Raw genomic sequence first — 17727 nt, 5'->3', positions numbered from 1 at the left:
TTTATTTTATGGTGCAGTGTTTCCTAAAAACAATCAACCTACTGGAGAAGTAACCCGAATCTTTTCGATGAGTGATACCGTCTCTTGGTCAGGTTCCACACCTAATTCCTTTTTCAGGATTTTCTTCATGTCTTCAAATTTACGCAAAGCCTCATTCTTACGATCCAACGATTGTAAAGACTCAAAATGAAATCTCCAAGCTCTTTCGTCCAGATCATCCAGACGGATCCAGCTCTCGGAATCGGAAAGTAGAGAATTTGCGTCCCCCGCTTTTTGGGAATATTCGCATAGGATCCTATAAATTTCGATCAGGTTCTTGCGTAGATATTCACGTTTTAACTCCGATTCAGGGAAATAAAGATCGAATTCGAAAAAGTCTCCCGTATACAACTCTTGGGCTTCCCTATAGGACTGCACGGCTTCTTCTTCTTTTTTATTTCGAAGTAACTTCCCTGCCGTTTCGAACTTTTTCTCGAATTCCACAAAATCGGCTTCTACCAGATCTGGATGGAAGAATAATCTATCCTCCGCAAATACGACAGCTTCCGGATTTCCTAAAATTTTACGAAGACGGAAAAGTAGAGCATGCAAACTATTAAGAGCGTTTTTTTCGGACATTCCAGGCCAAAGATTCTCTAAAAGTTCCTCTTTATGAACACCTTTACCAAAACGAACTAACAGTAGTTTAATGAGTTTAAGTAATTTTTTCTTACTGGAATATTCGGCTGCAGGGATTTTCTTTCCATCCAGATCCAATTCCAATGGACCAAGAGCTCTTACGCTCAATTTTTTAGGATTGCGGTCTTTCTCTTTGATCGACTTGGATTCGGGACCTTCCCCACCTGCGCCCTTGGCTTGTACTCCAAAAGAGGAAGCCTCCGACTTGGACATCCATTTGGAAACGGATTCCTTGAATTCCATCCTAACTTCCCTTTCGGATTTATTCACTGTCAGGAAGCTGTCCACACAGAACATCAGAATCAAAAAGCTAAAGTGAGAAGTATACGGAATACCTAATAAATCACTGGCAACCAAGATGTCCGCGATCAAACTCGCGAAAAATAATACCAATCCGTAAAATAGGAAATGGTTTCTGAATCTGTTCTTTCTGAATTGATTCATTACTTTGATCACAGTCCATACGATCATCAGTATCCCTGAAAGGAAGATAAACTGCATGATGGTAGGTTGATCCGTTTCATAAATAACTATTCCCAAAGATGGAAAATGTTTCGGATGAGCAACGCTCATGGTATAAGCGTTAGGATCCTGTAAGAGTATTCCGGCAAGGATCAAGTTCATAAACACGTAGAGTAGGATGAAATCCCTGCTAAACAGTTTTTTATAATTATTCACGAATAATGCGATAAACGTGGCGAATATAGCCGCTGTCGCATTCTCCATTCTTTCCCAGATTAAGGCTTTTTCCGGAATTTCTACGTTAATGGTTTGGATAAAACAGAATAGATACCAGCCATACGCCACTTGTAATAAGGCAAAGTAAAGTAGGTATGCTTGTTTACGATTTCTAAAATATAAAACCAAATTATGAATCGTACGGTAGACTAATACAGTCACCACCAAGTAACATGAAAGCTGGTAATACGTCATATCCACTTTTCGTTTCCTATCTTATCCGGATTCCTGCAACCCATTTATGAAAACGGGACAAAAATTGTGACTAAATGCTCACTATTTTTAAATGCAAGTATTTGAATCGTTTTCCTTCCTTTTTTTAAAAGAATATGTAGCACGTTCTAACGATTGTTATGAAATAATTTGACTTTCGACTAAAATCGAACGAAAACTTTTGCGAAACTGTAGCAAAAGAAAATCAAAATTGCACAATACCGATCGAGTGAAGGCTCACTCATAAGTTTTTTCTTACATTCGATCAACGTGTATATGAATTTTACATTTTAGTCCTATAGATTTTTCTAATTTAGATCTCCGCCCCTCCGATAAAAAAAAACCGAAAGGGTTTTTTCCCTTTCGGTCATTTCGACATTTAGTTTTTCGAAATAGCTAGGAGTGTTTTAAGGGCAGACAATCAGAGACGCAGGATCCGTTACGGCTTGTCCTACAAATCTCATTCCTCCTAACAGATACGGATCCGCAACTTGAGGAGTATCCATCGTGAAGAATTGTACCTTATCACTCTTCGCACTGATCGCACAAGATTGAGTTCCTGCAGGGTTCAGCAATTTAGGGAAGGTGATATCAGGAGGCATTGGGATCTCTTTCATAATACTGTTTACCATCGGGATCACAAGAGTGGTGACTAACGGAGAAATCACCGACTTGATACCGTCAGGATCCAGACCGAATGGATTGTAAGTTTGTCCTTCCAAAACTTCTACCGCATAATCCAAGTTACTGACCGGATCCAAGATCACTTGTAGTGCATTCAAGTTAGCGAACGCAGGATTATTGGTCGGATTAGAGAACATTTTGAAACGGAAATCGGCATCCGCAGCGAAACTGATCCTGACTGTTCCAAGAGTTTGTTGGTATCCGTTCGCTCTTGTATCCGCTTGGCAATCCGTGAGTTCGTCGTCCACAAGTCCTGCACAAGAGGTAGGTTTTTTAGCGATGATCTGCAATTGCATTTCGGTAAAATACAATCTCATCTTAGGCACTCCTGCGGAAGTCATAGGCTTGAACTTCACATTAGGTGCGTGGATCGGCGACATTACCATGTCGATATCATCATACGATTTTACCGGAGGGGCGATCATATTCGAACCGTTCAGTCCTTGTAGCTTGTTCCTTCCCGGCACAAGGATCGTAACCAAAGGAGAAGCTTTTAAGAAAGAAGTTGTCAAAGCGAACAAAGGATCTGCACCTGCAAACGCGTTCATTCCGTCGATGAATGCTTTATTCAGAACGATATCCAATCCCCTTCTCTGCCATAAATGGAAGGCAGCTTGAGAGATCGTATCCGTATGCATAGAGATCAAGAATCCAGGATTCGCAGCGGATTGACTGAACTGATAAGTAGAAGGAGGAGGATTTCCTGCATTCCAAGTACGAGTAGTCACCATCCCGGTTTTTCCGGATTGGGTCCTAAGACCTCCCACAGGGTTGAAACCGCTGGTAAATGCGAAATCCAAAGACGTGACTAACCCTTTATTAGTTCCGTCATGTTTGATAGTAGCATCCGTATTCAATTTGAACTTCACCGTTAACGGGAAGTTTCCAAGAGGTGCCGGTAGATAACTTGGTAATGTGATCGTTACTCCCGTATCTCTCAAGTCGGCAATCACCGAATTCAGAACGTTAGGAGCGATCCTTTGGACGATATCTCTGAGCATGTATTGGGTGATGATCTGTTTCACTTGGTCCACAGTCAGGTTCGCCATATTACTCAATTCCGCTCTACCTACAAGAGCTTCGATGATCGTGTTGAAACCTTCACTTCCGTGAATGTAAGTCATCGGTTCCGTATACATGAAGTCGGAATTATCTTCGCCAGGATACAAACCCGCCAAAGATAGGCCCAATGGGTTGGCCCAAGGACGAATGAAGAAGTTATTCGTATTAGACAGAATATTGGCTACACTCGGATTATCCGGGAAGTAATCGTCGTTTACCGTAAAAGGAGTCCTTACGGTCATATTGATCAAACCTTCGGAAGTCACGGTCATATTATTTCGAGCGCGTGCCAATGCTAAACGAGGTTTGGAAAGTTGAACGTTATTCCAATCGTAACCGGTCGGATTTAAAACTCCTTCCACAGCAGGGTCCCAGTTCAACTTAGCCGTTGTTCTGAATACGAGTAAGGCACCGGGTCCGTTAAATGCTCCATACCAGTCTTCGAATCGAGAAACAACCAAAAGATCTACTTCCGTATATCTGGATTTCAGATCCAGGCCCAATCCGGGAGCCACCGCTCCGGAACCAGGGTTAACCTTTAAGTCGGCGACTACGTTCCCTAATTGGGTTCCGGCTCCGGCAGCACAACCATGAGTCGCGTTATTCGATCCACAACGAACGAACTTAGGGAGTCTCATGTCGGTTACATAAACGTCTAAGGTTATCGCAGCACTTCCGTCCGCAATTCCACCGGAAGAAACGTTTAAGGTAGCGCTGTATTTTGAGAATGGTCCCGGAGCTATTCTTTCGATTTGATACGAATCGAAGAAACATGCAGGGAACGCACAGTCAACCGTATCGTCTCCGGCAGATCCAATATTTCCGTCAGGCCTACCGAAAGGAGAGAACACTGTGGAAGTATATCCGTTGTTTCTGTAAGATTTTACATCAGTAGGATAATGACAAAGACTCCAAGCAGCTTCTCCCCAATGGAACAGGTTTTTACACGCTTGCGGATAATTCGGATTGTTTTGGTTTTGTCCACAGTTGTTGGTAGTATAAATATTCCACCAATCCGCTCTGCTTACGCCGCTTGCCCTTTTTTTAGGGTGATAAGGAGGCCCGTTATCCGTAACACAGTCCGGGTGCCTCACCCAGCAATATCCCCTACCCGCACCGTTGGATTTAGCTCCGAACACGGGAATATATTCGAAATCCTTAAAGGCAGCTTCGTTCGCGTTACCGGACATCTGCCCATCCTGTCTCATACAAGCTTCGCCGATAGTCCAAGCCCCGTTCTCGAAAAACCTTCTCTTAGGAAAATCAGGCATTCCCAATAAAAATTCTTGGAAAGTACGAGGAGTTCCGTTCGCATCCTTCACTTTAAATGCGCCGGTCGTATATTTCTGGATGGCTTTTCCTAAAAACGGAAGCATTTGCGCTTCGTCCATCACACCGTTAGCTACGTAAGGAAGAACATTATTCGCATTCTCCAATCTACCGTAGTTGAAACTGAAATACTTACGGAACGTTTTTCCGTTCGTAGTAGCGATCTCGTAAAAGTAGGTATTCCCACCGATAGTAGGAGGAACTTGAGATGTGTTCAGGTTCAATGAGATAGTGCCGCTCATAGAACAAGGAGAAGCTGCACAAATTTCCTGAGAATTATTAGAACCTATTTTTTTCAGAAGGACCGATTGGATATAGTTTTCACCTACCACCGGATTTACGTAATTAGAAGCTAATGTTAATGCTGCCGACTGGTCGAATGTCATATCATTCGCGCCGTTCAAAGTGTATTGGCTTCCTTGCGTGATCCTATTTGTAAGGCTATAATCCAATCCTGTTCTAAACGTGACCGTATAATTTTCCAAAGCCACGCCGCCAATGGTCGCCGCGTCAGGAGTGATCGTTATCGTATAAGACTCCGCCGGTTTTAATTCCCTGTACGGATTGAAACGAAGTTTTTGACCGCTCATCCAGTAGAATTCCCCGCCGGGATTTGGACCGGTAAGATTTCCGGAAGTACCCGTAATAGTAAAATTCGCTTCGACTGTACTTTTGTTCATAGGGTGGGAAAAACGGATTTCCAACTCTTTGTATCGATCCACATTCTCGGTGGAGTTAATGAATAAGGTTGCCTGAGGATTGGTTGAACCGAAATCTACAGGAAGGACGGCGGTATCATTGTCCACGCTGTTATATGGAGGTTGAAGGTTCGGATTCGCTCCGAATATTCTTCCTCCAGAAAAGAATCCTAGGTCGAAAATATCCGACATTGCAAATCCTTTCATTTTTTCCGGGCTACATCCTAAAATGCCTACCCCTAAAATGGAAAGGATCGCGAGTTTGATTCCCTTATCGACATTAGAAACTTTTATATTTTTCAGATTCATTTCCAGCCCTCGACTTATTTTTCCCAAAAAAATTCTCTTCATTATTCTCACCGGGTGAATACCGTAACGAACCTATCCCAATAGGTGTCCGAGTTTTCATCTTCGTTAAATCTGTCGTAGAATACGAATCCATCCGGGAATTGTTTTTTACCCGTGGAAGCAAGATCCGCAAAAATACCCATCAACACTCCTGCCGTATAGATCAGTGAGCTTTCGTCTTCTCTTTGTGTTTGGATCATATCCGACACCAAAAGTTTTTTAGCGTCTTTGAATATCGATTTAAGCGAATATGAACTTCTCATATCCGCTTCCAAATAAGAGTAGAATTCGCCGGTCTTTACGATACCCATCAACACTCCAACGGTGCTTCTTCCGTAAGGAGCGGAGACTTCTGCAAGATCCGCCGTATCCACACTTAATAAATTCGTAATTAAGTAATCCTGGGTGTTGGAGACGCCACGAGTGAGTCCACCCAGAAGATCCACGATAGCCGTAAGCTGTGCGTTCGTAGGGATATTGTCTATGATCATGTCCATGGAAAATTCCAAGGTAGGGATCAGACTATAGACAGAATCCGGATCGAAATAATCGCGGATACGGACAGCCCAATTTCCCAACCGATCCCATTCAGGATCATAGATATTTGCAACTCTTGAATCAGGGAAAGCGGCCGCCATATCGCGGATCTCTCCCAGATATGCCTCCAAATTGAACTGGATCGGTGTGGGACTTTCATTTGAAAGTTTTATTTCCCCCATCAAATCCGCGATTGCTTGGAAGGTAAGTTGTGCTCCGCTTGCTCTTTCCGGTCTTCCCATTTCGGCAAGCATTTGCACGAATGTGGATAGAAGGTCCGTCCTAGACATCAAGTTTAGCAGCCCGTCTTGGTATCTTCTTTCATTTTCCGCGAGAATAGAAAGTGGAGAACGTACAGGCTTATTGGAAATCGGATCCAGATACCGGAAGAAATACTCGGATTCGGTTGCAGAGTTACTTCTCACGCTGGAGTCGGAGTTGACGATTTTTACAACGTCGATTGTCCTTCCACCACTATTCGGTTCTGGATCCGTGATCCTTGCTAAAAGTGGTCTTGTTAAAGCGGCACTGAGTCCCGTTAGTATCTGGAATGGATTTTTGTTCAAGCTTGGACTTGCTTGGTCGTCCAAGGTCCATGCAAGAGAGAGGATTAAAGGAAGAAGTTTATTTCTCTGTCCCCAAGCTTCCTCTACTGATTTTCCATAAGTTACATTCGGACCGGAAGGTAGAACCTTATCCGGAGTTAAAAAAGAAAGTCTTTCCATAACGGCAAAGTTAGCCGCAATCACCTGAGGAATTACTCCATAGGAGTCATCCGGACTTGGATAAAAAATACTGTAAACGGAAGCATCTCCTAAACTGTTGAAGGTTAAAGAGCCGGTACCGCTGGTGCCATAGTCCCAAGCTTCCAAATAGAACATACTATCGCCTGGAATATCCGAGTAATTCTCTTGTAGGATCGGGATCCCAGGTTGTCTGAAATTAGGTTGGGTGGAACTCGCACAACCGGGCTTTATAAAGGTATTTTTAATTCTCCAGATCGCGTTGATACGATCCGCACACATAGCTCCATCCTGCAAAACGGGCCTTGCATTCATTAGACCGGTAAGACCGTTTGCGATCAGAGTCACAAAAGCGGCCATCTTGTACGGAACTCCGGCGCCTAAGGAAGCTCGAAGCGGAATTACAGCCACCATTCGTTTTTCATGAAGAAGCCATTGGAAATTCTTATAGATCGCTTCTTCGTCCGTATCTACCGCTCTTTCGCTTAAATTGTCTTTTGCAATTTCCCAAACAGGGATACTCCAGCCTCTGGCACCGGAAGCATTCGCTCCGGCAGCCACTGGAGTGAAAGAATTATTAGCTACTACCGCATCCGTTTCGCGCCCGCCAGGACCTACCCACTTACAAATAGTTCCGCCTGTGCAGGAACCGTTTGCAGTGTTCGAAACTTTAATTCTATATTCCGAGGTATTCCAGGAATCTTTATAGATAAGGTCCACACCGTTGGAATCTCTATAAAGTTTTCCATCCAAAGTGAGGACATTCCCGTTCGAATCTACGCGATTTTTATTATAGTAAGGCCCGCCCCCTGAGATCAAAACAGTACGGATCAATTTCATAATAAACGGGATCGTTTTGGTATAAACAGGATCAGTCGCCGCCGGAATAATACTCGGATCCGGAGCTTCCAATAAAGTTAAAGTGGGAGTATTGATCCCGATAGAAAGTGCTGTCGGAGTGCTTGCATCCCCGTTCTTAAAGACCGCACCATCTACGGAACTTTGGTTCATAAAAGATTTAATCCCAATACTTCCTGTCATTGCGGATCTCATGGAGTAAATGCTATCTCCAACCGTAAGGACCCCACCCGTCATAGGTCCTCCGTTTCCGGAACCGTTAGGTTCCAATCTCATAATGGAAGTGTCTGCTGGATTCTCCCAACGGAATCCGTATGTGTCGGATAAAGTCAGGATAAACATTAAAGATTCTAATGCGGTGATAGGACTGCTGGTGATATTCACCGGATCTGCCCGATCGAGACCGGATGCATCCATGCGGATCAGTTCTCTGAGGGAATTATCCACTCCCGTCACATTAGAGGAGAAGTCGAACTTAGCGAAATTTTTCGCCATTTCCAAGGAAAGAAGAACGTCTGGATTAGCGGTATAATCCCCACCTTTCCCGAGCATGGGTCTTAAATAACGGAAAGACTCGGTTAAAATAGCACCGAGTTCGGCAGGATACGTAGCATCCCTATAATCCGCAAAAGTCGGATCAGAATATAAGTTCTCATTATCCCCGGTCGGAGCGGACGCCGTATAATAATGTTCTAAATTAACCACTAAGTTCTTTAGTACAGTCTCAGAAGATTTTGCGTCGCTAAATCCAGCTCTTTGACGAAAAGATTTTCCGATGGCGGAGATCATTTGGATCATTTTTTCTTTCATCACTCTGTCGGAAATGAGAGAAGGATCCACCATACCTTGTAAAAGACCGGAGATCGCCTGCTTCGCATTCGCGTTTTGGTTAATCGCTTTGTCTAATACGTCCTCCAATTCCACGAAAAGGATTCGAATTTCAGGATCTTTTAATACTGCGGAAACCTCTCTAAACTTGGTTTCCATAGTTTCTTTAGAATAGTTTGTGTACAGATACTTCAAAGCGGTTTGGCTCAAAGGTGCCAAATTACGAAGCACAGGTTTACGATATGTGCGTAAAGATTCCAACCAAGGCTGAAGAATATCGAATGCGTTATTCGGTGCCTTTTCTATACGATCTAAAAGGGAATGGACTCGGAGAAGAGATTGTCTCACATGAGCTTCCGGCTTAAGAAGAAGATCTCCTGAGACTCGTAAAAATCCCACGATATCCTCTCTATAAGGAATGGTCATCGAGGATTCTAACTTAAGATTGAAGTTAATAGGTTCCAAACTTTGGAAACCTGATTTGATGGAAGGATAATCATCGAACAGATTAAAAAGACGAATACCTTTATAATCGATATTATCGTAAAAAGTATCCGCGCTTGATTTCTCACCGCCTGCCTGACAGCCCATCCCCAGAGCCAAACATAGCGAGAAAAGAATGTGTGCTTTCTTTATATTCATATCTATTAGCTTATCCTAACAGTTTCTTTCCAAGTGTGCACAGCATAGCGATCGCTACATAAAGCGGGCTTATATCAGGCTTATATTTCCGATGCATTTGAAAAAAAATAAGCGAGACTCTATAAAAAGTTTCCGGGTGATTTTGGGTTCTTTTTAAAATAACAATTGTTATTCAATATAGGAATTTTCAATTGGGAGTCTCAATCTATCTTTTGAGACTTTGATTTTGTCTATTCGAATTAAAAGTATATTATAAAAAAGGAAACTACTCCCCTATCCCTTGGGAGATAAATTATAAATAACGAGTGTTTTGTATAATTAATTCTAGATTTCGTTCTAACTCGTCGAAGCGCCTACAAAATTCACCCGACCTAGAGGGCTCAGAATCGACTAGGGAATCCTTGACAACCTGCTCAGAGTTTTGAACTCTCTTAGAGCCAATGCCTACAGAGGGAATAGGAAGTCATAGCTACTACAATCCAGGAATTTGGTTCCAAATCCTATGGGCCATCACCCAATTCGGTACCGCACTTGGAATTCTCATGTTTCTTGGGCAATTGGTTTTAGAGAAAAAAACGGCCCTAAACAGGCTTTTGGCCCTGATTTTCCTGATTTTGGGCTTAATACAGGGTAGCTTTCTGCTATTAGTTTCCGGTTTATATTTAGAATTTCCCAGGCTATCGCTTATCCAATTCCCCTTGATCGCTTCTGTAGGTCCGATCCTTTTCGGTATCCACAGCGTTAGTCAAGACAGAGACTCGGAAGAAATCTCTTATTTGGGATTAGAAAAAAAACATCTCCTTCTTCCCGTGCTCGTCTGGATTTTATATTTGCTGGCGATTCTGCTTCTTCCCCAAGACCGGATTGTGGATAAGATCTCACTCTTTTTAAAAGAAACCGGTTGGAATGAGGGGGAGTTCCTACTTTCTTCCCCGCTTCTGATCCTGGTGTTTTATATAGGTCTTATCCTAAGAGGAAGTTCGGACCTTCTTCGTTGGGAGGTACTACAAGAAGAATGGACCGCAAGAATTCTGGCATTCATGGTGATTTCTACCTTCGTGAATCTTGGTTTCGGTGCTATGTACTTATCCAATAAATCGCCGATTTTCCTTCTTGCTTGCTCCGCAATGATGGGCATAAGCCTTTGTCTTGCCTATCTGATCGGACACAAACGGCCTGAATTCTTCCAAGTGCTCCAGGAAGTAAGCCAGGCCACCAGGCAGAAATATGCAAGATCCCTACTCTCCGGTGTGAATCGTCATGCACTTAGAGATAGCCTAACACAACTCATGGAAAAGGAAAAATTATATAGGGATGAAAAGTTGGGGTTAGCAGATCTCGCGGATGAGCTTGCACTTTCCACCCACCAGGTCTCGGAATTGATCAATCAGGAACTGGGAAAAAATTTCTCCGCGTTTGTAAACGATTACAGGATCAAAGAGGCCTGTGAACTTCTCATAAAAGAACCGAACAGATCCGTTTTAGATATCGCATTCGAAGTTGGATTTGCCACGAAATCGTCTTTTCATCGAGCCTTCCAAAAATATACGGGTAAAACTCCTTCCGAATTTAGAGGAAGTTAATCCATTTGATACCAAACCAATCACTGCTCGACGTTGCAAATTGGTAAAAATTTATAGATTGGGACCAAATCGGCAGTTGCATTCGATCAATTGAGACGACTGTTCTCGAAAATTTCCGTAAGATATGGACAACCGAAAACAAAAACGGAGGAAACCGATGATCACTATTACAGAAAGACCGACCATTCAGGTTCCAACCAAACTTTATGAGAGAATGTCCCAAAAGGAAAAAAGTAAGAAGATCATGAAATGGATCCGATTTAGGGATAAAAAACTGCGGGGTAAATTCGAATTCTTAAAATACCAAGACGAATTGGGTTTAGCGATTACCTTAAGTTCCGCTGCCGGGATGATCCTATTTGCAGGACTTTATATCGCAGGGTTTATTCCTGCATGGGCATGTATCGTTGCAAACGGTGTGCTTGCGTCCATTCTTCATGAAGTCGAACACGACTTAATTCATAATTTATACTATAAGGATAATCTAAAGATCCAAAACTTCATGTTTTGGACGGTTTGGATCTTTAGAGGTAATACTGTCAGTCCTTGGTATAGAAGAATGATCCACACTCTTCATCACAAAGTATCCGGACATAAAGAAGATATAGAAGAACGTCTGATCGGAAACGGTATGAAATTCGGATTAAAACGTTTAATCACCATGATGGACGGAAATATGTCCTTCTTATTTCAATCCCATATCTTGCGCAGAGAGGCTCCTAAATTTAAAAGAAGTGAGATCACTCGCTCTAGTTGGCCTTACCTAGTGATCTATTTTCATCTCTGGTATAATTTCCTCTTCATCAATCTTTTCTATATCGGAAACGAATTACTCGGAAAACCCGTGGAAATTCCGGCTTGGTTAGATACGGTTCGTTACTTCTTAAATATTTCAGCAGTGGTGTATACCATTCCGAATTGGATCAGACAAACAAGCATTCAGGTAGTTTCTTCTAATATGCATTATTATGGAGACGTAAAAGGACTTCATGACCAGACCCAGGTTTTAAATCGTTGGTTCTTATTTCCTCTTCATCTATTCTGTTTTAATTTCGGAAGTACACACGGGATCCATCATTTCGTAGTGAACCAACCTTTTTATCTCAGACAAGCGGTAGCACCTTTCGTTCATCCTGCAATGAAACGTTACGGGATCAGATTTAACGATTTCGGAAGTATTTTCAGAGCGAATCGTTTGGGGAAAGGACAAACATTAGCAACGGCTTAGAGTAAAAACTTTATTCTTTGGTATGGGGATTCGGGCGAAGGCCCGGGTCCTTCCGATCTTCTCACTTTATTACAAATCATAGAAATCGTTTAAAGCGCGAAAGTTATTCCTTTTCCTGCCGTATACAGATCGGAAGTTAGTCCTGCCAGATGCAGGAAAATAGACTTAGAACCTATCTTGAATTCCAAGTTTCCCAAATTTTGATCAGCGGGAACGTTTTGTTTGCCCAGGTACTCTCCTATTCCCCTTCCCTAATCACTTGGGGAAGGACATTATTCGCGGCAAGTCTTCTTGCCTCAGTCCTTTGGTTTAGAAAAAGACCCTTCTTCTTTCCAAGTCAAAAAGAAAATTGGATCTCCTTTTCTTTAGGAATTCTTCTCGCATTTCATTGGGTGACTTTTTTTGCTTCCGCGCAAGAAGCGTCTATCGCAGTGGCCGTGCTAACACTATTTACACATCCTGTCTGGACTGTTTTACTCGAACCTTTGTTTTTTCCTTCTAAGATCCGAAGTTTAGACTTGGGACTCGCTGCGCTCGTGCTTTTCGGTATGTGGATCTTAGTGCCAAGTTTTGATCCGGAAGGCAAATATCTTTTGGGAGTAGTATTCGGACTGACCTCTTCCTGGGCAATGGCATTCCGAAATATTCTCACCAAAAAATATCTTTCGGGTCACGGATCCACACAAGTGATGTTCCACCAGACGTCAGTTACATGTTTAGTCTTAAGCCCTATTTTATTCTTCGAAAACTTATTCGTAACTCCCAAAGATTGGGGCTTGGTATTTCTTTTGGGAGTTTTCTTCACTGCCGTCGGACATACATTCTACATCAAATCCGTTTTCAAGATGAAGGTTAAAACCGCAGGATTATTATCCACAATTCAACCCGTATATTCCGCCATACTCGCCTGGGCAATCTTGCAAGAAGTTCCGAGAAAGGAAGAATTTATAGGAGGAATTCTGATCTTATTCGCCGCTGCACTTGAATCGTTTCGATACGGAAAAAAAACGGAATAGAAGAATGCTCACTCTAGTAGACGGATCTGCTCCTTTTTTCCTGGAATCCAAAAAAAAACACCAAAATTGGTCCAAGGCTCCTCTTGTACATTTGGAAAAGTTTTCCCTTCCTTCAAAGAAAAAACATAAAAGAGTCAGAGAATCCTTTTCTAGATATACGAAAAGAATTTCTAAATTAGGATTTAATGCGATCACCCTGGATGAACTTTGTTATCTTTCCGAAAGGCATTTTTATCCGGAAGATCTCAAACGGAAGATCTCATCGTACCGTAAAAAATACAAAAAATTATTTAAGATCGCTTCCTCCCAAGATCTAAAAGTTTTTATAACCAGCGATTTTTTTTCCGTTAACGATTCCATCTTGCAACATACGGGCGGAAATTTGGACAAGATCGTCCAACTTTTTATTGGATCATTGGAAGATCTATTTTCCAGTTTTTCAGAAATTTCAGGAGTTGTACTTCGGATCGGAGAGTCCGACGGAGTGGATGTTACAGGGGATTTTAGAAGTAAACTTCTACTCAAAAACCCGAAACAGGCAAATTCATTTTTGAAGGAAATCCTACCCGTTTTCGAAAAATATAATAAAATATTAATATTTAGGACCTGGACCTTAGGAGCCTACGAGATCGGAGACCTGATCTGGAATCCAAAAACATATCGTAAAGTGTTCCAAGATATAAAAAGTAGATCGCTTATCATTTCCTTAAAGTATGGAGAAGGCGACTTCTTCCGATATCTTCCGATCAATCCGCTATTTTTTGAAGATGATAGACCCAAACTTTTGGAATTACAGGCCAGAAGGGAATACGAAGGTTTTGGAGAATATCCCAGCTTTGTAGGGTGGATGTATGAAAAATATAGATCCGAACTTTTAGGTAAAACGAATATCGCAGGGATTAGCGTCTGGACCCAAACGGGTGGCTGGTCCTCTTTTAAGAATATCACGTTTTTAAAAGGATCTTCTTATTGGAACGAGTTGAATACGTTTGTTTCCGTTCAGTTATTCACCAAACCGGAAAAAAATTCAGAGGAAATTCTTCGCAAATTTTACGGTAAGAAAAATGCAGATCTATTTATAGAATTTTTGCAATTAAGCGAAGAATTGATCCTGAATCTTCTGTATGATCCCGGATTTGCCGGTCAAAGTTTCTATTTGCATCGTGTTCGGATCCCGCCCATTCTTCATATCACCTGGGACAAGATCACAGTTTCGGATCCGTTTCGGTTCTTGTATTCCATTCTAAATCCGAATCCGAAAGAATCTGTAAGACTAGGAGAAGAAGCATTCTCTAAACTTTACAGAATGAAAAAAATTGCCGAAACATTGCATCTGCCTTACGATTCCCAATTCCAGAAAAAGACATTTAGGCTCATTCTAAATGCAAGAAAACTACTGTATTTCGAAAATCCGGTATTATTAGCGGAATCCAAAAGGCTCGCAAAAGAATATCATAAGAAATACCCTAAAACTTTCCGATTCCAGTTCCAGGCTTCCCAGTCCAAACCTTCTCGGTTCTTAGGCTTTATATTAAAATTCTTTTTAAGGAACAGAAGCAGCTATAGGGTCCGTGACAAAATTTTATTTCATCCGGTCTTACGTAAGATCTACTATATGGTATTTTTAGGGATCAAAAACAAACTTCCCGATTTTATCAACCGCCAGGGAATGCCTGTCCGAGAATTATTACAGTGAAATCTTAATTGACGGATCTAAGTTTAGGGTTAAAAATTTTACTATGGCTCGAATTTTCACAGTTACCTGTTCCATTTTTGCATTTTTTATAATATTCAACTGTTCTTCCGCGGAAACCAAAGGGTCGACCGAACCTTCCGATAATGCCGCTGCAAGCTCCACCAAATCGGAAACGGCAAATTCCGCTTCCAATAGAGCCTTCAATCCGGATCAAGAAACCGAAGATGGTCGTTGTGAATCCGGCGATTGTGAAAACGGGACTGGCACCTATGTATATTCTACGGGAGATATCTATACAGGCGGATTCAGTAGCGGTCACAGAGAAGGTAAAGGTAAGTTCCTTTACAAAAACGGCGACAAATTCGAAGGAATTTATGTAAACGATCTGAAAGAAGGAGACGGAATGTATTTCTACTCCAACGGAACGGTGATCCGAGGAAACTTTGCAAAAGGGATCATTAAAGGTTCCGGAAAAGTTACATTTACCGACGGAAGTGTTTTAGTGACCGAATTCACGGATTCCAGCAATTCCAATCCAGGACCTTATCGAAAGAAAGACGGAACGGAAACCGAATGTTATCTCCAAAACAAAGTTTTAGTTTGTGTAAAACAAGATCCGAACGCAGAACCTAAACCGGAACAATAAACTTCACAAACAGCTCTCCGGAAATATAAGAATATTCTAATATTCTATCCTTAAAAACGAACCATTCTCATTCATCCGAATGAGAATGTGTCCCTGAGTTGCTCCATTCTTTTGCCTGGCTTGGATCCACTCTCACTAAGGTATGAGTGATCCGGAACGGATCGCTTGCCCAGTTCGGCATAGTGCGAATTTCTACGATCCTGTACCAAACGGAACCGGGTTCCACTTGGAATAGATGATTCACACAAAGGCATTTGAATTTAAAACCGAAACCGAATTCGGGCGGGTTCACTGAGTGAGGCGCCGCAAAGAAGTATAATTTCTCCTTTGTTTCGTTCTTATACACTAAGGCAAATTTGCGGGTTTCACCCGGACCCAAAACTAATTTAGAATCTTCTATCGGACCGGAAATCGGAGCCAGATGCAGATCTAAAACCGTTTTTGTTTCCCAAAGTTGCACCGGCCTTTGAGAAGCCAGTTCGTAAATTTTCATCTCTCCCGGAAAACCTTTATAGATCCAATCGATATGAACGGGAACTCCCCCCTTTTTCCCGGATAAATTCAAGGAAAAAGAAGGATCGGAACTTTTATCCTTTTCGCAATAGTTTACGCTCAATACGAAAAGAAGAAGGAAGAGAATATTCCTAAACAAAACTTATTCCTGAACCAATTCCAAAGTAGAGAATTGGAATACCTTGCCGGGATTTTCGTTCTTTATGAAAAGTTTATTTCCCGACTTGCGAAGAAGGATCTGTTCTTGGAAAATTTTCTCTCCATTTTCGGAATCCTGGCTATTATTACAGTCTCTTCCGCATCCATTACAGTCCCCGCCGTAATAATCTTCGTTATATTCTTTTTGGGTCATTTTCCGAACGAGTCCGAATATACGAAGTTTCAAACCGTCGGGTTTTGCCTCTTTTACTTCATAATTTCCTAATGCAAAAAAACTTTTATTTATTTGGCTATCTCCATCCGCTTCCGTAGTATTTCCTTCGAAGAAAAGACTTCCGTCGGACCTCAAACGTAAAGTCCAGTTGGAGGAAATAAGACCGGTTTCAGGCGTCGGACCTTCTTCCCCCGTCGTTTCGCCTGCGGGATTTTCCGCAGATTGTCCAGCCGGTTTTTCTACACTTACGTTTGCAGCCGGTAATGATCCGCTATATTCTCCTCCCACGTAACTCCAATTCAGAACATTGTCTATATTTGCCGCAGTAAATTGGAAAAAATTATTTTTCGCGATCTTCTTAACTTGCTCCATCGGATTCGGTAAGATCCAATCGTCTCCGTCCGAAAAACGGATCTCGCTGATGACGAGTCCTTTATAATCTTTTCCCGTATAAATTGAATCCACTTTAAGTTTTAATTTTGTACCTTCGAAAGTTTTGGAGAATTGTATGGTCTGAGGTCCCATGATATCTCCTACTTCGATCTTTTCTTCGAATCCGTTGTCACCTGTGATAGTTGCGGTCTTTAGTCTGCCGTTTGTCTGGCAATGTCTGTCGGATCTTTGGTAACCGTTCCAGATCTTAATGGATTTTATCTTCTGAGTTTCCTTAAAATCGAAATCCAAAGTGACTCCTGGACCTTTTTTATCCGAGGCCCAAGCGTATTCGTATCTGGAATCGAATAAGTTCATCACATCATAGGAAAGATTCGGCTTTGCAGTTTCGGATGCGGTGACAGTTGCTTCTACAACTTTTGGTCCCTTCCATTTCATCTTAGAACCCTTATCGTCGTAAAAATTCACCTTTTGGACGCATAAATTCGCGTTTTTGTGAAAGTTAAAAGTGACCGAGCGAGTACTTTTAGGCGCGTCGAAAGAAACAGCTGCGGTGGAACCGGTGGAAAGTTCCTGACTATATTCATCAAAGTTAATATAAGCCGTGATCGGATCGGAGAAGTCCCCGTTACAGGATTCCACTTCTATTTTGGATAATAAGAAGGTCTCATCCGGATAAAAATGAAGTTTCACGAATTTGGCTCCTTCTTCCGGCCTCCACTTTTTCCCATCCAAGATCTCGAACGGAAGCCCGCTATCCATGGATGTAGCCGTGATCATGGAAACGGGCAATTTTTTACCGCAGTGAAAAAAGAACAATGCCCCTATTAACAGAGTCGAATATTTGGCGAACATAGGATGCCTCCGAGAAATTGCAGAGATCAGAAATATATTTCTTAAACCAGGGGAAAACGAAAAAAT

Annotated in this window: 10 protein-coding genes; 5 read left to right on the top strand and 5 right to left on the bottom strand. The window is 42.0% G+C overall.

The genetic code is table 11. The features are described 5' to 3' along the window. Positions 1-33: 33 nt before the first annotated feature. From LEP1GSC192_RS01380 to LEP1GSC192_RS01370, 3 genes are all read right to left on the bottom strand, one after another. On the bottom strand, positions 34-1611 hold the full coding sequence (locus LEP1GSC192_RS01380; protein ID WP_081603561.1) for a BTAD domain-containing putative transcriptional regulator: 1578 nt from the start codon (positions 1609-1611) through the stop codon (positions 34-36). A gap of 425 nt (positions 1612-2036) precedes the next feature. After that, the gene (locus tag LEP1GSC192_RS01375) at positions 2037-5753 is read right to left on the bottom strand and encodes an Ig-like domain-containing protein (RefSeq protein WP_036088651.1); all 3717 of its coding nucleotides are present in this window, start codon (positions 5751-5753) and stop codon (positions 2037-2039) included. Between the two features lie 5 nt (positions 5754-5758). Further along, entirely contained in the window at positions 5759-9358 is a 3600-nt protein-coding gene (locus LEP1GSC192_RS01370; RefSeq protein ID WP_036088649.1) for a lipoprotein, read from the bottom strand. Positions 9359-9798: 440 nt separating this feature from the next. Between LEP1GSC192_RS01370 and LEP1GSC192_RS01365 the strand changes: the two genes are divergently transcribed. From LEP1GSC192_RS01365 to LEP1GSC192_RS01345, 5 genes are all read left to right on the top strand, one after another. Further along, entirely contained in the window at positions 9799-10941 is a 1143-nt protein-coding gene (locus LEP1GSC192_RS01365) for a helix-turn-helix domain-containing protein (protein WP_020768048.1), read from the top strand. 157 nt (positions 10942-11098) lie between these two features. Next, positions 11099-12169, top strand: coding sequence for a fatty acid desaturase (locus LEP1GSC192_RS01360; RefSeq protein WP_020768102.1), 1071 nt, complete (start codon positions 11099-11101; stop codon positions 12167-12169). Positions 12170-12318: 149 nt separating this feature from the next. Continuing rightward, positions 12319-13185 (top strand): DMT family transporter, encoded by an 867-nt coding sequence (locus LEP1GSC192_RS01355; protein WP_020768451.1) that lies wholly within the window; start codon positions 12319-12321, stop codon positions 13183-13185. Between the two features lie 4 nt (positions 13186-13189). Further along, positions 13190-14881, top strand: a complete 1692-nt coding sequence (locus LEP1GSC192_RS01350) for a hypothetical protein (protein WP_020768515.1) — start codon at positions 13190-13192, stop codon at positions 14879-14881. Between the two features lie 43 nt (positions 14882-14924). After that, on the top strand, positions 14925-15527 hold the full coding sequence (locus tag LEP1GSC192_RS01345; RefSeq protein ID WP_020768316.1) for an MORN repeat protein: 603 nt from the start codon (positions 14925-14927) through the stop codon (positions 15525-15527). Between the two features lie 67 nt (positions 15528-15594). Here the strand turns inward: LEP1GSC192_RS01345 and LEP1GSC192_RS01340 are convergent, their stop codons facing one another. Both LEP1GSC192_RS01340 and LEP1GSC192_RS01335 read right to left on the bottom strand, forming a co-directional pair. Then, the gene (locus LEP1GSC192_RS01340) at positions 15595-16179 is read right to left on the bottom strand and encodes a hypothetical protein (protein WP_020768145.1); all 585 of its coding nucleotides are present in this window, start codon (positions 16177-16179) and stop codon (positions 15595-15597) included. A gap of 3 nt (positions 16180-16182) precedes the next feature. Beyond that, positions 16183-17661 carry a discoidin domain-containing protein gene (locus LEP1GSC192_RS01335; protein WP_020768058.1) on the bottom strand — a complete coding sequence of 493 codons (1479 nt, stop codon included), beginning with the start codon at positions 17659-17661 and terminating at the stop codon, positions 16183-16185. Positions 17662-17727 lie beyond the last annotated feature (66 nt).

The organism is Leptospira sp. B5-022 (genome assembly GCF_000347035.1).
GTDB classification, from domain to species: Bacteria; Spirochaetota; Leptospiria; order Leptospirales; family Leptospiraceae; genus Leptospira_B; species Leptospira_B cinconiae.
This window is presented reverse-complemented; position numbering and strand designations above follow the sequence as displayed.